Annotated in this window: 17 protein-coding genes; 1 reads left to right on the top strand and 16 read right to left on the bottom strand. The window is 71.3% G+C overall.

Annotated elements, in window-relative coordinates; all coding sequences use genetic code 11:
- The 4 genes from M3185_RS14030 to M3185_RS14015 all read right to left on the bottom strand — a co-directional run.
- The coding region (locus tag M3185_RS14030) for a radical SAM protein (protein WP_251334296.1) at positions 1-554 on the bottom strand (554 nt) is incomplete at its 3' end.
- Positions 555-900: 346 nt separating this feature from the next.
- Positions 901-1,986, bottom strand: coding sequence for an inositol-3-phosphate synthase (locus tag M3185_RS14025; RefSeq protein ID WP_251334295.1), 1,086 nt, complete (start codon positions 1,984-1,986; stop codon positions 901-903).
- Between the two features lie 139 nt (positions 1,987-2,125).
- On the bottom strand, positions 2,126-2,884 hold the full coding sequence (locus M3185_RS14020; protein ID WP_251334290.1) for an MBL fold metallo-hydrolase: 759 nt from the start codon (positions 2,882-2,884) through the stop codon (positions 2,126-2,128).
- Positions 2,881-4,038, bottom strand: coding sequence for an S-(hydroxymethyl)mycothiol dehydrogenase (locus M3185_RS14015; protein WP_251334294.1), 1,158 nt, complete (start codon positions 4,036-4,038; stop codon positions 2,881-2,883). The genes M3185_RS14020 and M3185_RS14015 overlap by 4 nt, the downstream gene beginning before the upstream one ends.
- A 653-nt stretch (positions 4,039-4,691) precedes the next feature.
- On the opposite strand from M3185_RS14015, the gene M3185_RS14010 reads away from it, so the two are divergent.
- Entirely contained in the window at positions 4,692-5,552 is an 861-nt protein-coding gene (locus tag M3185_RS14010) for an IclR family transcriptional regulator (RefSeq protein WP_251334293.1), read from the top strand.
- 2 nt (positions 5,553-5,554) lie between these two features.
- Here the strand turns inward: M3185_RS14010 and M3185_RS14005 are convergent, their stop codons facing one another.
- The 12 genes from M3185_RS14005 to glyA form a co-directional block, all read right to left on the bottom strand.
- On the bottom strand, positions 5,555-6,400 hold the full coding sequence (locus M3185_RS14005) for a pyruvate, water dikinase regulatory protein (RefSeq protein WP_251334292.1): 846 nt from the start codon (positions 6,398-6,400) through the stop codon (positions 5,555-5,557).
- Between the two features lie 79 nt (positions 6,401-6,479).
- Positions 6,480-8,876 (bottom strand): phosphoenolpyruvate synthase, encoded by a 2,397-nt coding sequence (gene ppsA / locus M3185_RS14000; RefSeq protein ID WP_251334291.1) that lies wholly within the window; start codon positions 8,874-8,876, stop codon positions 6,480-6,482.
- 87 nt (positions 8,877-8,963) lie between these two features.
- Positions 8,964-9,722, bottom strand: coding sequence for an MBL fold metallo-hydrolase (locus tag M3185_RS13995; protein WP_251334290.1), 759 nt, complete (start codon positions 9,720-9,722; stop codon positions 8,964-8,966).
- On the bottom strand, positions 9,719-10,876 hold the full coding sequence (locus M3185_RS13990; RefSeq protein ID WP_251334289.1) for an S-(hydroxymethyl)mycothiol dehydrogenase: 1,158 nt from the start codon (positions 10,874-10,876) through the stop codon (positions 9,719-9,721). The genes M3185_RS13995 and M3185_RS13990 overlap by 4 nt, the downstream gene beginning before the upstream one ends.
- 51 nt (positions 10,877-10,927) lie before the next feature.
- Positions 10,928-11,470 (bottom strand): chorismate-binding protein, encoded by a 543-nt coding sequence (locus M3185_RS13985; RefSeq protein ID WP_374238520.1) that lies wholly within the window; start codon positions 11,468-11,470, stop codon positions 10,928-10,930.
- A gap of 492 nt (positions 11,471-11,962) precedes the next feature.
- Positions 11,963-12,805, bottom strand: coding sequence for a formyltetrahydrofolate deformylase (gene purU, locus M3185_RS13980; protein ID WP_251334301.1), 843 nt, complete (start codon positions 12,803-12,805; stop codon positions 11,963-11,965).
- A 55-nt stretch (positions 12,806-12,860) separates the two neighbouring features.
- A complete protein-coding gene (locus M3185_RS13975) occupies positions 12,861-14,261 on the bottom strand; it encodes an L-serine ammonia-lyase (protein ID WP_251334287.1) in 1,401 nt (466 codons plus the stop codon).
- The gene (locus M3185_RS13970; protein ID WP_251334286.1) at positions 14,261-14,917 is read right to left on the bottom strand and encodes a sarcosine oxidase subunit gamma; all 657 of its coding nucleotides are present in this window, start codon (positions 14,915-14,917) and stop codon (positions 14,261-14,263) included. The genes M3185_RS13975 and M3185_RS13970 overlap by 1 nt, the downstream gene beginning before the upstream one ends.
- Entirely contained in the window at positions 14,910-17,837 is a 2,928-nt protein-coding gene (locus M3185_RS13965) for a sarcosine oxidase subunit alpha family protein (RefSeq protein WP_251334285.1), read from the bottom strand. The genes M3185_RS13970 and M3185_RS13965 overlap by 8 nt, the downstream gene beginning before the upstream one ends.
- Entirely contained in the window at positions 17,834-18,154 is a 321-nt protein-coding gene (locus tag M3185_RS13960; protein WP_251334284.1) for a sarcosine oxidase subunit delta, read from the bottom strand. Before M3185_RS13960 ends, M3185_RS13965 begins: the two co-directional genes overlap by 4 nt.
- Positions 18,155-18,168: 14 nt before the next feature.
- A complete protein-coding gene (locus tag M3185_RS13955; RefSeq protein WP_251334283.1) occupies positions 18,169-19,386 on the bottom strand; it encodes a sarcosine oxidase subunit beta family protein in 1,218 nt (405 codons plus the stop codon).
- Positions 19,386-20,678, bottom strand: a complete 1,293-nt coding sequence (gene glyA, locus M3185_RS13950; protein WP_251334282.1) for a serine hydroxymethyltransferase — start codon at positions 20,676-20,678, stop codon at positions 19,386-19,388. Before glyA ends, M3185_RS13955 begins: the two co-directional genes overlap by 1 nt.
- Positions 20,679-20,805: the final 127 nt, after the last annotated feature.

Below are 20,805 nucleotides of genomic sequence, written 5' to 3'. Positions count from 1 at the left end.
ACCGCGTTGATCTTCACCGGGACCAGCCCGGCCGCGGCCGCGGCCTCCGCCCCCGCCAGGACCTCGGCGAGCCGGTCCCGGCGGGCCAGGGCGGCGAAGGTGTCCGCGTCCAGGCTGTCGAGGGAGACGTTGATCCGGCCCAGCCCCGCCGCCGCCAGGCCCGCGGCCCGGGTGGTGAGCCCGATCCCGTTGGTGGTCAGCGAGATCGGCAGTCCCGGGTGGGCCGCGGCCACCGCCGCGACGATCTCCTCCAGGTCCGGGCGCACCAGCGGCTCGCCGCCGGTCAGGCGCAGCTCGGTGACCCCCAGCAGGTCCACGGCGATGCCCACGATCCGGGTGATCTCCGCCGGGGACATCAGCTGGGCCGCCGGCAGCCAGGGCAGCCCGGCGGCGGGCATGCAGTAGGTGCAGCGCAGATTGCACTTGTCGATCACCGACAGCCGCAGATCCGTGGCCCGGCGCCCATGCCGGTCCACCAGCCCCGCCGCGCGCCCAGCACCACTGGGCACCAGCTCGGCACCACGGACCTGCGGAATGCCCAGGGAAACGCTCATCTCACCACATCCTTCCTGCAGCAGTGCACGGTCATACCAGAACCCGGCCTCGCTCCGGCCCGCACATCGCGATCCGTCACTCAGTCGCTCCCGGGCCCGGTGCAGTACGAACACGTACTTCCTGTCACGGCGGAAATGGCACACTCCTCGTCGTCGAACCATGTCACGGGGGACGGAGCGGGAGAGCTTCCGTCCGCAGAACTTTCCCGGGACGCCCGAGCCGCCGAGAACAAGCCGGTGGTCACCGAGGGTCCTCCTTCTGCAGAAGGGCGGGTTCACGGGTGCTCATGGCCGACCGATCGGCTGCTGTTGTACGCTGCGGGAGGCCTCCGCGAATCCGGGGCGCTCAGCGTTCGAGCTCGCCGCGGATGAAGGCCTCGAGGTTCGCCCGGGCGAGGTCGTCGGGCTGCTGGATGTGCGGGGACTTCATGAAGTACGCCGAGGCCGACGTCAGGGGGCCGCCGATGCCGCGGTCCAGGCCGATCTTCGCCGCCCGGATCGCGTCGATGATCACCCCGGCGGAGTTCGGGGAGTCCCAGACCTCCAGCTTGTACTCCAGGGAGATCGGGGCGTTGCCGAAGCCGTGGCCCTCCAGGCGCACGTAGGCGAACTTGCGGTCCTCCAGCCACGGCACGTGGTCCGAGGGGCCGATGTGCACGTCCTTGGTCCCGAGCTCCTTGACCACGTTGGAGGTCACCGCCTGGGTCTTGGAGATCTTCTTGGACTCCAACCGGGTGCGTTCGAGCATGTTCATGAAGTCCATGTTCCCGCCCACGTTGAGCTGGTAGGTGCGGTCCAGGACGTAGCCGCGGTCCTCGAAGAGCTTCGCCAGCACCCGGTGGGTGATGGTGGCCCCGATCTGGGACTTGATGTCGTCGCCCACGATCGGCACCCCGGCCTCGGCGAACTTGCCCGCCCACTCCTGGGTGGAGGCGATGAACACCGGCAGGGCGTTGACGAAGGCCACCCCGGCGTCGATCGCGGCCTGGGCGTAGAAGCGGTCGGCCTCCTCCGAGCCCACCGGCAGGTAGGACACCAGCACGTCCACCTGCGCCGCCCGCAGCGCGGCGGCCACGTCCACCGGTTCCTGCTCCGACTCCTGGATCGCCTCGCGGTAGTAGGCACCGAGCCCGTCGAGGGTGGGCCCGCGCTGCACGGTCACCCCGGTGTGCGGAACGGGTGCGAAGAGCAGGGTGTTGTTCTGGCCGGCGGTGATCGCCTCGCACAGATCGGCCCCGACCTTCGCGGCGTCGACGTCGAAGGCGGCCACGACCTGCACGTCGGAGACGTGGTAGTCGCCGAACACCACGTGCATCAGCCCGGGCACGGTGGTGGTGGGGTCGGCGTCGGCGTAGAAGTGCACGCCCTGGATCAGGGACGACGCACAGTTGCCCACGCCGGCAATGGCCACGCGGATGGGGTTCTCGGTCACGGTTTTCCTTCGTCGTACGGTCGGCGGCATCTACCATGCGCCTGCGGGGGCAGCCTCAAAGGGTGAGGGGCGTCTGAGAGCTTGATGGTCCCTGCAGGGCCTTCGACCGAGGTCGAAGGCCCTGCAGGGAAGCGGTCCGTCAGTGGCCGCGGTGGATCCATTCCTCCAGGTGGGGCGCCTCGGCGCCGATGGTGGTGGGCTCCCCGTGGCCGGTGAGCACCTCCGTTGTCCCGGGCAGGGTCAGCAGCCGGTCGCGGATGGAGGCGATGATCGTGTCGAAGTCGGAGTAGGACCGCCCCGTCGCCCCGGGCCCGCCGGCGAAGAGGGTGTCCCCGGAGAACACCACCCCGTGGGCTCCCAGGCCCGGGGCGGTGAAGCACACCGAGCCCGGGGAGTGCCCCGGGGTGTGCACCGCGGTCAGGGTCAGCCCGCCGAGCTCGAACGTGTCCCCGTCGGCGATCTCGGCGTCGACGGCGGTGGCCGGGTAGACCTGCTCCCACAGCATCGTGTCGGCCGGATGCAGATGGATCGGCGCGCCCACCTGGCCGGCGACCTCCTTGACGGCGCGGATGTGGTCGTCGTGGCCGTGGGTGAGCAGGATCGCGGCCACCGCCCGCCCGCCGACGGCCTCCACCACCTTGGCCGGGTCGTGGGCGGGGTCGATGACCAGGCACGCCTGGTCGTCGCCGACGATCCACACGTTGTTCTCCACCTCCCAGGTCCCCCCGTCCAGGGAGAACGTCCCGGAGGTCACCAGGTGCTCCAGGCGCACCCGCCCGGCCGCGTCCGTGCGCAGGGCCGCAGCAGCACCGTGGTCCGCCCGGTGCTCACGCTGCCCGTCCGGGGCGGGGTCGTGGGCGGGGACCGGGTCCACCCCGGTGACGTCGCCGCCGCTCATCGGGTCGCCTCCACCGGCTCGGTCCGCCCCGACACGGCCGTGGCCGTGGAACCGGGGGCGGGAGTGAGCTCCACGACGGAGCGCAGCACCTTCCCGGCCTTCATCTTCTCGAACGCCGCCTCGACCCCGTCGAGGGTGATCCGCTCCGACACGAAGCCGTCCAGATCCAGCCGGCCCAGCCGGTACTGGTCCACCAGCATCGGGAAGTCCCGCGACGGGAGGGTGTCGCCGTACCAGGCGGACTTGATCGCCCCGCCCCTCCCGAAGACCTCGTCCAGCGGGATCTCCCAGCTGGTGCCCGGGGCCGGGACCCCCACCAGCACCAACCGCCCGGCCAGGTCCCGGGCCTCGAAGCCCTGCCGGAAGGTCGCGGCGATCCCGACGGCGTCGATCACCACATCGGCGCCGAACCCGCCCGTGAGCTCCCGGATCGCGGCCACCGGGTCGGTGGTGCGGGAGTTCACCGTGTGGGTGGCCCCGAACGCCCGCGCGGTGGCCAGCTTCTCCTCGTCGAGGTCCACCGCGATGATCGTCGTCGCCCCGGCCAGCACCGCCCCGGCCACCGCGGCCGTACCGACCCCGCCGCAGCCGATCACCGCCACCGACTCCCCGCGGACCACGGCCGCGGTGTTGAGCACCGCCCCGATCCCGGCCATCACCCCGCACCCCAGCAGCCCCACGGCCGCGTACTGCTCCGGGGCCAGCTCACCGTCGATCTTGGTGCACTGCCCGGCGTGCACCAGGGTCTTCTCGGCGAAGGCACCGATGCCCAGCGCCGGGGTCAGCTCCGTGCCGTCCTCCAAGGTCATCTTGGTGGTGGCGTTGTGGGTGTTGAAGCAGTACCACGGGGTGCCCTTCTTGCACGCCCGGCACGCCCCGCACACCGCCCGCCAGTTGAGGATCACCGCATCCCCCACGGCGAGGTCGCTCACGCCCTCGCCCACGGCCGCGACGATCCCGGAGGCCTCGTGACCGAGCAGGAACGGGAAGTCGTCCCCCACCCCGCCCTCCACGTAGTGGTGATCGGTCTGGCACACCCCACAGGTGAGCACCTCCACCAACGCCTCCCCCGGCCCCGGATCAGGCACCAGAATCGTCTCCACGCTCACCGGCTGGTTCTTGCCCCTGGACACCACACCCTGAACCTTGTGCATCACATCTTCCTTTCTTGACCGGGCACTGACTGCTCACGCTTGTCGTGGCCCGAGGTGATCATCTGGAGTTGTCGATACGCCGCAGAGATCTGCGCGTCACTGCGTCGGTCGTACGGTCATTTCTGCCCCGAGACACACGACCCCACGTTGCGCACTGCGCGGCGCCCTGCTCGAGGCAGGCGCTGCGCTGTTGCGCTCCATGGCCACGGCCACGAGTGACGACGTGGACCGCTCGGTCCTGCGCCGCCGTCGGAGGGTCTCGGCGGAACCGAAGTGAGGTGCCGTGCCGAGCAGATCCGTCCTCTCCCCTGGCACACTATCGGCCAGGATCAAGACTTCTCCACCGGGAGGACAGCCTGGCCTGCGCCGCGACATCCACCATTCACTCTCGGGCCTCTTCTCTCGACATGCTCTCGGTCTGGTCGCGGGACGTGCATCCCCTCGGACGGGGATGCACGGGCAGGCACAACGGTCCGCACTGGGGGTGCAACATGGCGCGTATTGCGCAACGCATCGTTGGGGAAGAGTCTCCGGCGGAGATCCACCCGCTGTCAAGGGATTCCCGAAAGCATCCCCGGGAGCCCGGACGGGTCCTGCCCGCGGGAATCGGCCACCGGCGGGACCGGACGTGCATCATCAGTAGGATGACGAACATGATCGCCCCCGGAGACTCCTCGTCGCGGCCACCGTCCGTTCCTGAGGACCTGGCAGTCAAGGACGGGGTGACGCCCGGCGGCGTCCAGTCCGTCGATCGGGCCATCACCGCCCTGGAGTTCCTGGGCCACCTGGGCAGCGCCAGCGTCGTCCAGGTGGCCCAGGAGCTCGGAGTCCACAAGTCCACTGCCTCGCGCCTGCTCAGCGCCCTGGAGGCGCGCGACCTGGTGACCCAGAACGAGGATCGAGGAAAGTACAGTCTCGGCTTCGGCATCCTGCGCCTGGCCCACGCCATCCCAGCCCGGCTGAGCCTGGTGACCGAGGCGCACGACGAGATGCGCCGGCTCGCCGAGGAGCATCGCGAGACGGTCAACCTGGCCGTGCTGCGGGAGGGGGTCGCGGTGAATGTGGCCCAGGAGATCGGCCCGACCTCTCTGGGCACTCACAACTGGATCGGCAGCCTCACTCCCGTGCACGCGACCTCCACCGGCAAGGTCCTGCTCGCCGCCCTGCCCTCAGCAGAGCGCGCCACCCTGCTGTCGACGCTGGGGCTCAAGGCCTTCACCGGGCGTACGGTCACCTCCCGGCGACGGCTGGAGCGGCAGCTGCTCGATGTCGCCGCCCAGGGCCATGCCACCGCCCTGGAGGAACTGGAGATCGGCCTCAATGCCATCGCCGCCCCGGTGCGCGACCACCTGGGCACCGTCGTCGCTGCGGTCACCGTCTCCGGCCCGGCGTTCCGCTTCACCGAGGAAGCCATGCACGCCATGTGCGAGGACCTCAAAGCTGCCTGTTCCACCATCAGCAGGCGCCTGGGCTTCGACATCCGTGACCGAGCGCCCACGACACACGCTTCTTGAACTCAAGGTCGGCGGCCGCTTCTTTCCTGGACCGCCTCGTCGATCTGCGTCTTCTGGAGGATCGTGGCTGAGATCTCCTCCACGGACATGAAGGCGGAGTTGAGGTACGGGATGCCGTTGAGGGCGTACAGCTCCTCGGCGTTGCGCAGTTCGTAGGAGCACTGGGCGAGGGAGGAGTAGACCGTTCCGGGTCGTCGTTCCTGGCGGACCTGGCTGAGCCGGAGGGGTTGTGAGGTGAGGCCGAAGCACTTGCCCCTGAGACGTGCGAGGGGCTGCGGCAGGGACCGGCGATCGAAGTCCTCGTCCACCAGGGGGAAGTTGGCGGCACGGATGCCGTGCTGCAGGGCCAGGTACATGGTGGTCGGGGTCTTGCCGCAGCGCGACGGGGCGATGAGGATGAGGTCCGCTCGCTCCAGCGCCCGGACGGACTGGCCGTCGTCGTGCTCCATGGCGTACTCGACCGCCGTCATCCGGGACTGGTAGCGCAGGGTGTCCCCCAGCCCGTGGGCTCTGCCCGGCCGCAGGCTCGCGGTGGTGTGCAGCGCGGCCTCGAGCTGGGGGATGTGGGCTCCGAACAGGTCCACGAAGAACCCCCGGCTGCCGGCGAGGATGCCGCGGATGTCCGGGTCGACGACGGTGGAGAACACCACCGGCACCCGCCCGGTGACCGCCACGGCCTCGATGCGGGCCGCGACCTGGCGCGCGTGGTCCACGGTGGTGATGAAGGGCACGGTGTGGCGTTCGAAGCGCTGGTCCGGGAACTGCGTGATCAAGGTGTTGCCCAGGGTCTCAGCGGTGATGCCCGTGCTGTCCGACAGGAAGAACGCCACGGGGCAGGTTTCGGTCACGTCCTTGCTCGCCTCTCTCGTGCCGTGTCTGCAGATCGGTGTTCCCGTCCTGGCGCGCATGGCGCCAGGACGGGGCCGATCACACGCCGGGGTGGGGCGTGGTGCGGGCCAGGGACAGCCAGGTGTCGACGACGGCGTCGGGGTTCAGCGACACCGAGTCGATGCCCTGCTCCAGCAGCCACTGAGCCAGGTCGGGGTGGTCGCTGGGGCCCTGGCCGCAGATGCCCACGTACTTGCCCCGAGCCCGGCAGGCGGCGATGGCCATTCCCAGCAGCCTCTTCACCGCCGGGTCGCGCTCGTCGAAGGAGCCGGCCACCAGCGCCGAGTCCCGGTCCAGGCCCAGGGTGAGCTGGGTGAGGTCGTTGGAACCGATGGAGAACCCGTCGAAGTGGTCCAGGAACTCATCGGCCAGCAGCGCATTGGCCGGCAGCTCGCACATCATGACGATCTCCAGCCCGTCCACCCCCCGTTTCAGGCCGTTGGCGGCCAGCAGCGCGATCACCCCTTCGGCCTCCGCGACGGTGCGCACGAACGGGACCATGAGCTTGATGTTGCTCAGCCCCATCACGGTGCGCGCGTGGGTGACCGCCGCGCACTCCAGCTCGAAGGCCTCCCGGAACGCCGGGGACAGGTAGCGGGAGGCCCCGCGGAACCCGAGCATGGGGTTCTCCTCGGCGGGTTCGAACTGCGGGCCGCCCAGCAGGTTGGCGTACTCGTTGGACTTGAAGTCCGACAGCCGGATGATCACCGGGGCAGGGGCGAAGGCCGCGGCGATCGTGGCGATGCCCTCGGCCAGGCGCTGGATGTAGTACTCGCGAGGGCCCGGGTAGGCGCCGATCCGCTCCCGGATCTGCTCGGCCACCGCTTCCGGCAGCGCCGGGTCGCCGCGCTGGAGCGCCAGCAGCGCCAGGGGGTGGATGCCGATCTGACGGTTGATGATGAACTCCAGCCGCGCCAGGCCCACGCCGTGGTGGGGCAGGGCGGCGAAGCTGAACGCCTGCTCCGGGGTGCCCACGTTCATCATCACCTTCAGCGGCGCCTCGGGCATGGAGCCCAGGGTGGTCTCCTCCACGGTGTAGTCCAGCAGGCCGGCGTAGACCCGCCCTGCCTCTCCCTCGGCGCACGAGACCGTCACCGGGTTCCCGTCGGCCAGTACCGTGGTGGCGTCCCCGGCCCCGACCACCGCGGGGATGCCCAGCTCGCGGGCGATGATGGCCGCGTGGCAGGTGCGCCCCCCGCGGTCGGTGACGATCGCGGCGGCCTTCTTCATGATCGGCTCCCAGTCGGGGTCGGTCATGGACGCCACCAGGACGTCGCCGTCCTGGAAGCAGGCCATCTGGTCGATCGAGGACAGGATCCGGACCTGTCCGGCGCCGATGCGCTGGCCGATCGCCCGGCCCTCGGCCAGCACTTCCCCCGTCTCGTGGAGCCGGTAGCGGGAGACGGTCCCGGTCGCCCGGCGGGAGACGACCGTCTCCGGGCGGGCCTGCAGGATGTAGAGGCCCCCGTCGAGACCGTCCTTGCCCCACTCGATGTCCATCGGACGGCCGTAGTGGGCCTCGATCGCCACCGCGTACCGGGCCAGCTGCTCCACCTCGGCGTCGGTGAGACTGAACCGCCGGGCCAGCTGCTCGGGCACGGGCACGAAGCCCACCGTCGCCCCGAGCTCCCGGGACTCCGTGTAGGTCATCTGCAGGGCCTTCTCCCCCAGTCCGCGCTTGAGCACCGCCGGCCGGCCGGCCGCCAGGGCGGGCTTGTGCACGTAGAACTCGTCCGGGTTCACCGCCCCCTGCACCACCGCCTCGCCGAGCCCGTAGGAGGAGGTGATGAACACCGCCTGCGTGAACCCGGACTCGGTGTCCATGGTGAACATCACCCCCGAGGCGCCGATGTCCGAGCGCACCATCCGCTGGATCCCCGCCGACAGGGCGACCTCGGCGTGGGCGAACCCGTGGTGGACCCGGTAGGCGATGGCCCGGTCGTTGTACAGCGACGCGAAGACGTCCTTGACGGCGGCCAGGACGTTCTCCACGCCACGGACGTTGAGGAACGTCTCCTGCTGCCCGGCGAAGGAGGCGTCGGGCAGGTCCTCGGCGGTGGCGCTGGAGCGCACCGCCCAGGACGCCTCCGCACCACCCTCGGAGGCGACCAGCTGCGCATAGGCATCCCGGATCTCGCCCTCCAGCCCTACCGGCAGCGGGGCGGCCCGGACCAGCGACCGGATCCGCGCCCCCGCGGCCGCCAGAGCACCCACATCACCGGTGTCGAGGCCCTCGAGGGTCTCGGCGATCCGCCCGTCCAGTCCGTCCGCGGCCAGGAACTCCCGGAACGCCTCCGCCGTCGTGGCGAACCCCCCCGGCACCCGCACCCCGGCGCCACTGAGGTTGCGGATCAGCTCCCCCAGGGACGCGTTCTTGCCCCCCACCCGGTCCAGGTCGGACAGATCGATCTCGGTGAACGGAAGAACATACGTCATGCAGAACCACTCCTTTGAGGTCCGCCCATGCGGTGTCGGTTGAGATGGGGATCCGGTCGCCCTCGTGGAGAACGGCCCGGAAGGTGGTCAGTGGCCGCGGTGGATCCATTCCTCCAGGTGGGGCGCCTCGGCGCCGATGGTGGTGGGCTCCCCGTGGCCGGTGAGCACCTCCGTTGTCCCGGGCAGGGTCAGCAGCCGGTCGCGGATGGAGGCGATGATCGTGTCGAAGTCGGAGTAGGACCGCCCCGTCGCCCCGGGCCCGCCGGCGAAGAGGGTGTCCCCGGAGAACACCACCCCGTGGGCTCCCAGGCCCGGGGCGGTGAAGCACACCGAGCCCGGGGAGTGCCCCGGGGTGTGCACCGCGGTCAGGGTCAGCCCGCCGAGCTCGAACGTGTCCCCGTCGGCGATCTCGGCGTCGACGGCGGTGGCCGGGTAGACCTGCTCCCACAGCATCGTGTCGGCCGGATGCAGATGGATCGGCGCGCCCACCTGGCCGGCGACCTCCTTGACGGCGCGGATGTGGTCGTCGTGGCCGTGGGTGAGCAGGATCGCGGCCACCGCCCGCCCGCCGACGGCCTCCACCACCTTGGCCGGGTCGTGGGCGGGGTCGATGACCAGGCACGCCTGGTCGTCGCCGACGATCCACACGTTGTTCTCCACCTCCCAGGTCCCCCCGTCCAGGGAGAACGTCCCGGAGGTCACCAGGTGCTCCAGGCGCACCCGCCCGGCCGCGTCCGTGCGCAGGGCCGCAGCAGCACCGTGGTCCGCCCGGTGCTCACGCTGCCCGTCCGGGGCGGGGTCGTGGGCGGGGACCGGGTCCACCCCGGTGACGTCGCCGCCGCTCATCGGGTCGCCTCCACCGGCTCGGTCCGCCCCGACACGGCCGTGGCCGTGGAACCGGGGGCGGGAGTGAGCTCCACGACGGAGCGCAGCACCTTCCCGGCCTTCATCTTCTCGAACGCCGCCTCGACCCCGTCGATGGTGATCCGCTCCGACACGAAGCCGTCCAGATCCAGCCGGCCCAGCCGGTACTGGTCCACCAGCATCGGGAAGTCCCGCGACGGGAGGGTGTCGCCGTACCAGGCGGACTTGATCGCCCCGCCCCTCCCGAAGACCTCGTCCAGCGGGATCTCCCAGCTGGTGCCCGGGGCCGGGACCCCCACCAGCACCAACCGCCCGGCCAGGTCCCGGGCCTCGAAGCCCTGCCGGAAGGTCGCGGCGATCCCGACGGCGTCGATCACCACATCGGCGCCGAACCCGCCCGTGAGCTCCCGGATCGCGGCCACCGGGTCGGTGGTGCGGGAGTTCACCGTGTGGGTGGCCCCGAACGCCCGCGCGGTGGCCAGCTTCTCCTCGTCGAGGTCCACCGCGATGATCGTCGTCGCCCCGGCCAGCACCGCCCCGGCCACCGCGGCCGTACCGACCCCGCCGCAGCCGATCACCGCCACCGACTCCCCGCGGACCACGGCCGCGGTGTTGAGCACCGCCCCGATCCCGGCCATCACCCCGCACCCCAGCAGCCCCACGGCCGCGTACTGCTCCGGGGCCAGCTCACCGTCGATCTTGGTGCACTGCCCGGCGTGCACCAGGGTCTTCTCGGCGAAGGCACCGATGCCCAGCGCCGGGGTCAGCTCCGTGCCGTCCTCCAAGGTCATCTTGGTGGTGGCGTTGTGGGTGTTGAAGCAGTACCACGGGGTGCCCTTCTTGCACGCCCGGCACGCCCCGCACACCGCCCGCCAGTTGAGGATCACCGCATCCCCCACGGCGAGGTCGCTCACGCCCTCGCCCACGGCCGCGACGATCCCGGAGGCCTCGTGACCGAGCAGGAACGGGAAGTCGTCCCCCACCCCGCCCTCCACGTAGTGGTGATCGGTCTGGCACACCCCACAGGTGAGCACCTCCACCAACGCCTCCCCCGGCCCCGGATCAGGCACCAGAATCGTCTCCACGCTCACCGGCTGGTTCTTGCCCCTGGACACCACACCCTGAACCTTGTGCATCACAGGCTCCTCCCGGTCGACTCGGATCTCATGCTGTCGCCAACAGATATATCACTTATATTCTTGCGGGGCCAGAGGTCGGGACCGTTCGCGCACCCTCGAGGCGCGATGTGACCGTCGATGGCCTGCCAGCCGTGCCCCCACCGACCGTCCTGCGCTGTCGGCGCAGTTCCCCGGGCAAGCTCCACGGCTCCCGAGCGGGCCTCCGCCCGCTCCGGACCCGTTGCGGCATCGAGCCGGGCGCCCACGGCTTTCGGCAGGGGCGCGGCCTTGACCGAGGTCTCCTCCGAGGCCCTGCCGCACCCGGGAGCCTGGGAGCTCGAAGGTGCGGATCGCGGCATCGGGCGCCGTCCCGGCCACCGGGCTGATGCAGCCCGTGGCCCGGGTGCACACGTCTCGTGCTGGTGGTTGGAGGCAATGGATGATCTCCGTCGCGCGGATCCCGGGCGCTGCGGTGCAGGCGCCCGGTGGGAAGGTCGCCCGCATCGGACCGCCGTCGTCCAGGCCGCGTCGCAAGGGGCCGTGGACGTCGGCCACCCGGTCCCGGACTCCAGTGCGGGGCTCCGCCCGTGGGACGGGTGGGCGACCACGGATTGCGGCACGCCGGCGCAGGGAGGTGGTTCCGCAGGAGATCCACGATCATGTGGTCCACGGCCCTGGTCTCGGCCGGCGAGTACAGGGCGGCGGGACCGGAACCCTTCGGTGCGGTGCCCTGTGCGGGAGAGGTGAGCACCTCGTCGCCCACGCGGCGCAGGAACGGCTCCGGGGAGAACTGCCTGCCGCCCTTCCCGGGCGCGTCGGCGGAGGAGGGCGCGCACCGACGAGGTCGAGCGGCCGGGACCCTCCGCAGCGCACCGGCCTCGGTGTTTGCAGCCTCACGGAGCCGGATCGGGTCGGCCCGGGGCAGAGCGGTCGTCGCAGATCACCGGTCCTGACCCCTGGGAACTGGAGCGGCCGGTCGGGAGGTGGCGTGGAAGCGGATGCCCCGGAAGGGGCACGCGGTGGAGGACCATGACGGGGCGGGCGCCCCGAGGAGCTCGGGGAGTCCTCGGGGCGCCCGGAACGGGATGAGGTGGGACCGCGCTCTCAGCGCAGGACGACGGTCTTGTTCCCGTGGAGGACGACCCGTCCCTCGCAGTGCCACTTCACGGCGTTGGACAGCGCCTTGCACTCGGTGTCCCGGCCGGCGGCGACGAGCTCCTCCGGTCCGTAGGTGTGGTCGACCTGCACCACCTGCTGAGCGATGATGGGCCCTTCGTCGAGTTCGGCGTTGACGTAGTGGGCGGTGGCGCCCACGGTCTTCACACCGCGGTCGTAGGCCTGGTGGTAGGGCTTGGCGCCCTTGAAGCTGGGCAGGAACGAGTGGTGGATGTTGATCACCCGCCCCTCCATGCGGGTCGCCAGGGAGTCACTGAGCACCTGCATGTACCGGGCCAGGACCACGAGGTCCACCTCCAGGCGATCCACCAGCTCCAGCAGCCGGGCTTCCGCCTCCGGCTTGGTCTCCGGGGTGACGGGCAGGTGGTAGAACGGGATGCCGTGCCACTCCACCAGTCGCTGGTGGTCGCGGTGGTTGGAGACCACCGCCACGATCTCCACGGGCAGCTCGCCCGTCCGGGCGCGGAAGAGCAGGTCGTTGAGGCAGTGGCCGAACTTGGACACCATCACCAGCACACGCCGCTTGGCTCCGTGCTCGTTGAGCTCCCACCGCATCCCGAACCGTTCCGCCACCGGAGCCAGGTCCGCCAGCAGAGCCTCCCGGTCCAGCGCCTCCCCCGTGGCCGAGGCCACGTGGACGCGCATGAAGAAGTGGCCGAGCCGGCGGTCGTCGAACTGGGTGAGCTCGACGATGTTGCACCCGTGGTCGACGAGCACTCCGCTCACCGCGTGGACGATGCCCAGGGTCTCGGGGCAGTCCAGGGTCAGCACGAGTTCGTTCGCCGCCCCGGGGGCGGTCTTCTGATCGACCTGCGGACGCTGCTGTTCAGCACTCAATGACGTTGACGGCCAAGCCACCACGGGAGGTCTCCTTGTATTTGATCTTCATGTCGTTGCCGGTCTCGCGCATGGTCTTGATGACCTGGTCCAGCGAGACCTTGTGCTCGCCGTCCCCGTGCATGGCCAGGCGGGCGGCGTTGACCGCCTTGGTGGCCCCGATGGCGTTGCGCTCGATGCAGGGGATCTGCACCAGCCCGCCCACGGGGTCGCAGGTCAGGCCGAGGTTGTGCTCCATGCCGACCTCCGCGGCGTTCTCCACCTGCTCCGGGGTCCCGCCGAGCACCGCGCACAGGCCGGCGGCGGCCATGGAGCAGGCCGAGCCGACCTCGCCCTGGCACCCCATCTCCGCCCCGGAGATGGAGGCGTTCTCCTTGATGAGGATGCCGATGGCGGCCGCCGTCAGCAGGAAGGTCACCACCCCGTCCTCACCGGCGCCGGGGACGAAGCGGGCGTAGTAGTGCAGCACGGCCGGGATGATGCCGGCGGCCCCGTTGGTCGGAGCGGTGACGATCCGGCCGCCGGAGGCGTTCTCCTCGTTGACGGCCAGGGCGTAGAGGTTGATCCACTCCATGGCCTGCAGCGGGTCCGCGACCGGGCTCCCCGTGGCGGCCGCGACCTCCTCGCTCGCCCGCAGCCGCGCCCGCAGGGCCGGGGCCCGGCGTCTGACCTTCAGGCCCCCGGGCAGCGTGGCCTCGGTGCGGGTGCACCCGTTCTCCACGCACTGCTGCATCACCGCCCAGATGCCCAGCAGCGCCGCCCGGGTGTCCGCATCGGAGCGCCAGGAGCGTTCGTTGGCGGCCATCACCTCGGCAATGCTCATCCCTTCGCGGCGGCAGATCTCCAGCAGCTGACCGCCGGTGGTGAAGGAGTGCGCCACCTCGGTGGTGTCGGCCACGACCCGGTCCGCACCGCTTGCGTCCCCGTCGACGACGAAGCCGCCGCCCACGGAGTAGTACGTGCGTTCGCGCACCAGGCCGCCGTCGGCCGCGTAGGCGAAGAAGGTCATGCCGTTGGGATGGGCGGGCAGGGACTTGCGCCGGTGCAGCACCACGTCCCCGGAGCGGTCGAAGGCGATCGGGTGGGTCCCGGCCAGGCACAGCTGCCCGCGGTCCGTGCTCGCCTGCACCTGGTCGTCGGCGGTGTCGGTGTCCACGGTCTCCGGGTCCTGGCCCTGCAGGCCCAGGATGACCGCCTTGTCGGAGCCGTGGCCCCACCCGGTCGCCCCGAGTGAGCCGTAGAGCTCGGAACGGACCCTGACCACGCAGTCCAGCAGTGCGTCCGCGCGCAGCCCCTCGGCGAACAGACGGGCTGCGCGCATCGGTCCCACGGTGTGGGAGGAGGAGGGCCCGATCCCCACGGAGAACAGGTCCAGGGCGGACAGGGCCATCAGGGCACCTCGGGGGACGCGAACTCGGTCATGGCGTCCAGCAGCCACCGGGCGACGTACTCGGCGAAGGAGGGCCGCGGCATGATGCGCCAGGTCTGCTCCGCGGTGCGCCACAGCACCACCTGGACCGGGCCGAGGGTGGTGGCCACGGCGGTGCCCACGGCGAAGACCCGGGGGTGCAGGTCCATCGGGCAGCCCTTCTCCAGCACGGCTCGGGCGGAGGGCCCGGACAGCTCCAGCGTGGTGCGGTTCGCGGAGAGGTCGACGACCTGGCCGGGCTCCTGGCCCAGGGCGCGGACCAGCTCCTGGGCACGCGGATCGCCCGGGAGACCGGAGTGCCCGGCCGCCGCACCCGCCGGCTCCTCGGGGCCCACGAGCAGGAACTCGTCGGGTCCTTGCCAGAGGACGGCGGTGCCGCCCGGGGTGCCGGTGACGGCCCCGTGGCCTGCGGGCAGGGGAACCCCGGCCTTGGCGGCCAGCGCGCCGGCGGCGGCCGTGGCGGGGTCGACGCGGATCCCGACCATGGTCAGGAAGGGGATCTCGCGCAGGGACACGCCCCGCTCCCCCGCGACGGCCGCGTCCGCCAGCTGCTGGTGGAGGTGGCTCAGGGGGCTGCGGCGCAGGGTGGTGATGTCGGTGAGGAGCTGCTCAGCCATCTCGGCGGTTCCCTTCGGGGTCGTAGAGCACGGGTTCGGCGATGACGACGTCGACCAGGGTCCCGTCGAGGGGCGCCTGGAGGGTCTCGCCGATGCGAGCACGCCCGCCCTTGACCAGGGCCAGGGCGAAGGTGCGGCCCAGGGCCGCGCTGCGGTAGCTGGAGGTCACGTATCCCTCCATGGGCACCGGGGCGGCCTGCGGGGTGATGGGCGTGCCGGCCTTGACCAGTTGCGCGCCCTCGGGCAGGCGGAAGGCGGGGTCGGTGGGCAGCACGGCCACCAGCTGCTTGCGGTCGTCGCTGGTGGCGGAGGGACGGGCGTAGGAGCGGTTGCCGATGAAGTCCTTGGTCTTGGACACCACCCAGTCCATGCCCAGGTCCTGCGGGGTGACGGTGCCGTCGGTGTCCTGGCCCACGATGGGGAAGGCCTTCTCGGCACGGAGCACGTGCATGGTCTCGGTCCCGTACGGGGTGATCCCGAACTTCGCGCCCGCCGCCGCCACGTCCTCCCACACCGTGAGCCCGTACCAGGAGGCCACGTTGATCTCGAAGGCCAGCTCCCCGGAGAAGGAGATCCGGGCGATCCGGGCAGGGATCCCGGAGGCCAGGGTCGTCTCGCGGAAGGCCATGAAGGGGAAGGCCTCGTTGGACACGTCCAGCTCCGGGGCCAGCTCGGCGATCACGGCGCGGGACTTCGGTCCGACCACCGCGACGGTGGACCACTGCTCGGTGACCGAGGTGCAGACCACGTCGAGCTCCGGCCACTCGGTCTGGGACCACTCCTCCAGCCACTCCAGCACCTTCGCGGCGCCGCCGGTGGTGGTGGTCATGAGGTAGCGGTCCTCGTCCAGGCGCAGGGTCACGCCGTCGTCGAAGACCATCCCGTCGGGGGTGCACATCACCCCGTAGCGGCCCATGCCCGGCTTGAGCTTCTTGAAGGCGTTGGTGTAGATCCTGTTGAGGAACTCCCCGGCGTCCTTCCCCCGGATCTCGATCTTGCCCAGGGTGGTGGCGTCCATGAACCCCACGCCCGTGCGCACGGCGGCGCACTCGCGCAGCACGGCGGCGTCCATGTCCTCGCCCTCCTGCGGGTAGTACCAGGGGCGCTTCCACTGCCCCACGTCCTCGAACAGCGCCCCGTGGCTCAGGTGCCAGGGGTGGATGGACGTCAGGCGCGCGGGGTCGAACAGGTCCCCGCGCCGGCGTCCGGCCAGGGCGGCGAAGGCCACCGGGGTGTACGGGGCCCGGTAGGTGGTGGTGCCGATCCCGCCCACGTCGGGGTCCTTCAGCGCGGCGGCGATGACACCGATGGCGTTGACCCCGGAGGTCTTGCCCTGGTCGTTGGCCGTGGAGATCGAGGTGTAGCGCTTCACGTGCTCGACGCTGCGCATCCCGGCCCCGGTCGAGCGCAGCACGTCGGCCACGGTCTGGTCCCGCTGGAGGTCCACGAAGTGACGGGTCCAGTCGGAGGACCCACCGTCGGGACCGGGCACCAGCCACAGCGGCCGGGGCGCGGCGAACGTCTGCGGGGCGGCGCTCGGCTCCTGGGCCGAGGTGTCGAAGCCGGCACGGCAGGAGGCCTCGGCACCGGCCCGCGCCCCCTCGCCGAGGCAGCCCGCCAGGTCCAGGGTGCCGTTGAGCGCCCCGGCCGTCTGCTGGTCGCGCACCGGCAGGGCGGGCACGAACGCGGCGAGGGTCTCGTCCCAGCGCAGCCGGCCCTGCCGCTGGCTGTGCAGGTGGACCACGGGGGTCCACCCGCCGGAGACGGCGAGCAGGTCGGCGTCCACGGTCGTGGTGGGACCGGTCAGCTCCCCGGACTCGTCGAGGGCGCTGACGGTCACGGCGCTGAGCCGCCCGCCCTCCCCGTCCCCGGCGGTGTCGACCACGGCGCAGCCAGCGAGCACCCGCACCCCGGTGGTGCTGGCGGCGCGGGCGGCGCGGGCGCTCTGCTCGGGACGGGAGTCGACCACGGCGGCCACCTCCACGCCGGCGGCGGCCAGGTCCTCCACCAGGGCGTAGGCGGAGTCGTTCGTGGTGGCCACCACCACCCGGCTGCCGGCGGCGACGGCGTAGCGGTTGAGGTAGGTGCGCACCGCGGAGGCGAGCATGATCCCGGGCCGGTCGTTGTTGGCGAACACGACGGGGCGCTCGTGGGCGCCGGTGGCGAGCACGACCTGACCCGCGCGCACGTGCCAGATCCGCTCCCGGGAGACCCCGGCTCCGACGGCCGCCCGCTGGTCGGGGCTCAGGTGGTCGGTGCGCCGCTGGACGGCGACGACGTAGTTGCTGTCGTAGCTGCCGAACGCCGTGGTGCGGTTCAGCACCGTCACCTCGGGCTCGGCGTCGAGGGCCGCGAGGGTCTCGCCCACCCACGCGAGGGCGGGCTGCCCGTCGATCTCCTCGGCGCGCCCGGACAGCAGCGACCCGCCGGCCTGGGGCTGCTCGTCCATGAGCAGGACCCGCGCGCCGGTCCGGGCCGCTTCGCGGGCGGCGGTCAGCCCCGCCGGGCCGGCCCCGACGACGAGGACGTCGGTGTGGACGTGCTTGTGGTCGTAGTAGGCCTCGTCCTTCCGGGGATCGAGCTGCCCCAGCCCGCGCAGGTACGTGGCGGACAGGCCGTCGGTGAGCTCCACCGTGGTGGCCGGCAGCATGGACTCGTCCACGTCCGCCGCAGAGCGGGCGGTGACCTTCACCAGCGCGTTGGGCTCCTCCACCCCGGCGGCCAGGATCCCGCGGGGGCGGTCGAGGTACATCGAGTTCCCGCAGCTGACGACCCCGTGGGCCAGCAGCGCCGAGGCCACGGTGTCCCCGGCGAATCCGGTGAGCTCCCTCCCGTCCAGGGTGAAGCGGACGAGGGCGTCGCGGTCGATGCTGTTGCCGTCGACGCGACCCGGGGAGAGGCGGTTGGGCTGGGCGGTCATCGGGCACCTCCGATCTGGGGCTGGGACTGGGGCTGACCGGTCTGCACGGCAGGCCGGGGCTCGCCGATGCGGTAGACGGCCTTGATCTCGTACGTGACGGTGTCGCGCACCACGTTGAACCAGCGCCGGCACCCGACGGAGTGCGCCCAGCGCTCCGCGAGCAGGCCCTTGGGGTTGTTGCGGTAGAAGAGGTACTCGGCCCACTCCTTGTCGGAGAGCTGGGACGGGTCCTCGGGGTAGGGCACGTGGGCCTCTCCGCCGTACTGGAACTCGGTCTCGTCGCGCGGCCCGCAGTTGGGGCACTCGATCAGCAGCATCGTGGGTCTCTCTCCTAGTGGGCCACGGCGGCGGCGCCGTGCTCGTCGATCAGGATCCCGGTCTCGAACCGCTCCAGGGAGAACGGCTCGTTGAGCGGGTGCGGCTCGTCGGTGGCGATGGTGTGGGCGAAGGTGTACCCGGCCCCCGGGGTGCCCTTGAAGCCGCCGGTGCCCCAGCCGCAGTTGACGTACATCTGGTCCACCGGGGTCTTGGACACGATGGGCGAGGCGTCCAGGGTGACGTCGACGATCCCGCCCCAGGTGCGCAGCACGTGGGCGCGGGCGAAGATCGGGAACAGCTCCACGGCCGCGGCCATCTGCTCCTCGATCACGTGGAAGGCCCCGCGCTGGCCGTAGCCGTTGTAGGCGTCCACCCCCGCCCCCATGACCAGCTCGCCCTTGTGGGCCTGGGAGACGTAGACGTGGACGTGGTTGGACATCACCACGGTGGGGTGCACCGGTTCGTGCAGCTCCGAGACCAGCGCCTGCAGGGGGTGCGACTGGATCGGCAGCCGGAACCCGGCCAGCTCCGCCAGCACCGAGGAGTGCCCGGCCCCGCACAGGCCCACCTTGCCGGCGTGGATGATCCCGCGGGACGTCTCCACACCCACCACCCGGTCGCCGTCCTTGAGGAACCCGGTGACCTCGCAGTTCTGGATGATGTCCACGCCCAGCTCGTCGCACTTGCGCGCGAACGCCCACGCCACGTGGTCGTGCTTGGCGATCCCGGCCCGCGGCTGGTAGGTGGCGCCCATGACCGGGTAGCGCAGCCCGTCGTCGAGGTTGATGATCGGGCACAGCTCCTTGACCTGCTCCGGGGTGATCCACTCCGCGTCGATCCCGTTGAGCTTGTTCGCGTTGACCCGGCGCACCGACTCGCGCACGTCGCCCAGGGTGTGCGCGAGGTTCATCACCCCGCGCTGGGAGAAGAGGAAGTCGTAGTCGAGCTCCTCGGGCAGGACCTCCCACTGCTTGAGGGAGTGCTCGTAGATCGCGGCCGACTCGTCCCAGAGGTAGTTGGAGCGGATGATCGTGGTGTTGCGCGCCATGTTCCCGCCCGCCAGCCAGCCGCGCTCCAGCACCGCGATGTTCGTCATGCCGTGGCGGGAGGCCAGGTAGTAGGCGGTGGCCAGGCCGTGGCCCCCGCCGCCGACGATCACCGCGTCGTAGGAGGGCTTGGGGTCCGGGTTGTGCCAGAGGAAGTCGGGGTGCTCGGGGAGCAGATCAGCCATCAGGAGACTCCGTTCAGGACCGGGGCGGACAGGGTCGGGTAGAGCGGGAAGGCGCCGGCCAGGGCGGCGACCCGGTCCCGCAGGTCGCTCAGGTCCGCCCCGGGGGCGGCGATGAGGGCCTCGGCGATGATGTCGGCGACCTCGGTGAACTGCTCCGCCCCGAAGCCGCGGGTGGCCAGGGCCGGGGTCCCGATCCGCAGCCCGGAGGAGACCATGGGCGGACGGGGGTCGAAGGGGACCGCGTTGCGGTTGACCGTGATCCCGATGCTGTGCAGCCGGTCCTCGCCCTGCTGGCCGTCGAGCTCGCAGTGGCGCAGGTCCACCAGCACCAGGTGCACGTCCGTGCCCCCGCTGACGAGGCTGATCCCGGTGGCCATCACGTCCGGGGAGAGCAGCCGGGTGGCCAGGATCTTCGCGCCCTCCAGGGTCCGGGCCTGGCGGTCGGCGAACTCCTCGCCGGCCGCGTACTTGAAGGCCACCGCCTTCGCCGCGATCACGTGCTCCAGCGGGCCGCCCTGCTGGCCGGGGAACACCGCGGAGTTGATCTTCTTGGCGTACTCGGCCTTGCTGAGGATCACCCCGCCGCGCGGACCGCCCAGGGTCTTGTGGGTGGTGGAGGTGACCACGTCGGCGTAGGGCACCGGGTTGGGGTGCAGGCCCGCGGCGACCAGCCCGGCGAAGTGGGCCATGTCGACCATCAGGTAGGCCCCGACCTCGTCGGCGATGCGGCGGAACGCCGCGAAGTCCAGCTGCCTCGTGTAGGCCGACCAGCCGGCCACGATCAGCTTCGGGCGGTGCTCACGGGCCAGGCGCTCCACCTCGGCCATGTCGATCCGGTGGTCCTCCGCCGAGACACCGTAGGCGGCCACCCGGTAGAGCTTGCCCGAGAAGTTCAGCTTCATCCCGTGGGTCAGGTGCCCGCCGTGGGCCAGGTCCAGGCCCAGGATCGTGTCCCCGGGGTTCAGCAGCGCGGCCATGGCCGCGGCGTTGGCCTGGGCCCCGGAGTGCGGCTGGACGTTGGCGTGCTCGGCGCCGAACAGGGCCTTGAGCCGGTCGATCGCCAGCTGCTCCACCACGTCGACGTGCTCGCAGCCGCCGTAGTAGCGCCGGCCCGGGTAGCCCTCGGCGTACTTGTTGGTCAGCACCGAGCCCTGGGCCTCCATCACGGCGAGGGGGGCGAAGTTCTCCGAGGCGATCATCTCCAGCGTGGACTGCTGACGGTGCAGCTCGGCGTCGATGGCCGCCGCGATCTCGGCGTCGGCCGCGGCAAGGTGGGTGGTCAGGTCCGGCATCCCAGCGCTCCTAGGAGTAGTGGTGGATTTCTCATACGTAGTTGATATATCAGATGTGGTTCTACGGTATGCTAAGCCGGAAAGTGGTGTCAATGGGTCCCCGGAAGGCCCCAGGAACGAGGTGTGA

It is taken from the genome of Kocuria rosea (genome assembly GCF_023715525.1).
Taxonomy (GTDB): Bacteria; Actinomycetota; Actinomycetes; order Actinomycetales; family Micrococcaceae; genus Kocuria; species Kocuria rosea_A.
The sequence above is the reverse complement of the archived record's forward strand: the minus strand, read 5'-3'. Positions and strand labels throughout refer to the sequence as shown.

Bases quoted from the DNA above. Each gene is read 5' to 3' on its own strand.
- M3185_RS13970 (WP_251334286.1), bottom strand. From the start codon at position 14,917: ATGGCTGAGCAGCTCCTCACCGACATCACCACCCTGCGCCGCAGCCCC.
- glyA (WP_251334282.1), bottom strand. From the start codon at position 20,678: ATGCCGGACCTGACCACCCACCTTGCCGCGGCCGACGCCGAGATCGCG.
- ppsA (WP_251334291.1), bottom strand. From the start codon at position 8,876: ATGACGTATGTTCTTCCGTTCACCGAGATCGATCTGTCCGACCTGGAC.
- M3185_RS13965 (WP_251334285.1), bottom strand. From the start codon at position 17,837: ATGACCGCCCAGCCCAACCGCCTCTCCCCGGGTCGCGTCGACGGCAAC.
- M3185_RS13955 (WP_251334283.1), bottom strand. From the start codon at position 19,386: ATGGCTGATCTGCTCCCCGAGCACCCCGACTTCCTCTGGCACAACCCG.
- M3185_RS13990 (WP_251334289.1), bottom strand. From the start codon at position 10,876: ATGCACAAGGTTCAGGGTGTGGTGTCCAGGGGCAAGAACCAGCCGGTG.
- M3185_RS13995 (WP_251334290.1), bottom strand. From the start codon at position 9,722: ATGAGCGGCGGCGACGTCACCGGGGTGGACCCGGTCCCCGCCCACGAC.
- M3185_RS13960 (WP_251334284.1), bottom strand. From the start codon at position 18,154: ATGCTGCTGATCGAGTGCCCCAACTGCGGGCCGCGCGACGAGACCGAG.
- M3185_RS14010 (WP_251334293.1), top strand. From the start codon at position 4,692: ATGATCGCCCCCGGAGACTCCTCGTCGCGGCCACCGTCCGTTCCTGAG.
- M3185_RS14015 (WP_251334294.1), bottom strand. From the start codon at position 4,038: ATGCACAAGGTTCAGGGTGTGGTGTCCAGGGGCAAGAACCAGCCGGTG.
- M3185_RS14020 (WP_251334290.1), bottom strand. From the start codon at position 2,884: ATGAGCGGCGGCGACGTCACCGGGGTGGACCCGGTCCCCGCCCACGAC.
- M3185_RS13975 (WP_251334287.1), bottom strand. From the start codon at position 14,261: ATGGCCCTGTCCGCCCTGGACCTGTTCTCCGTGGGGATCGGGCCCTCC.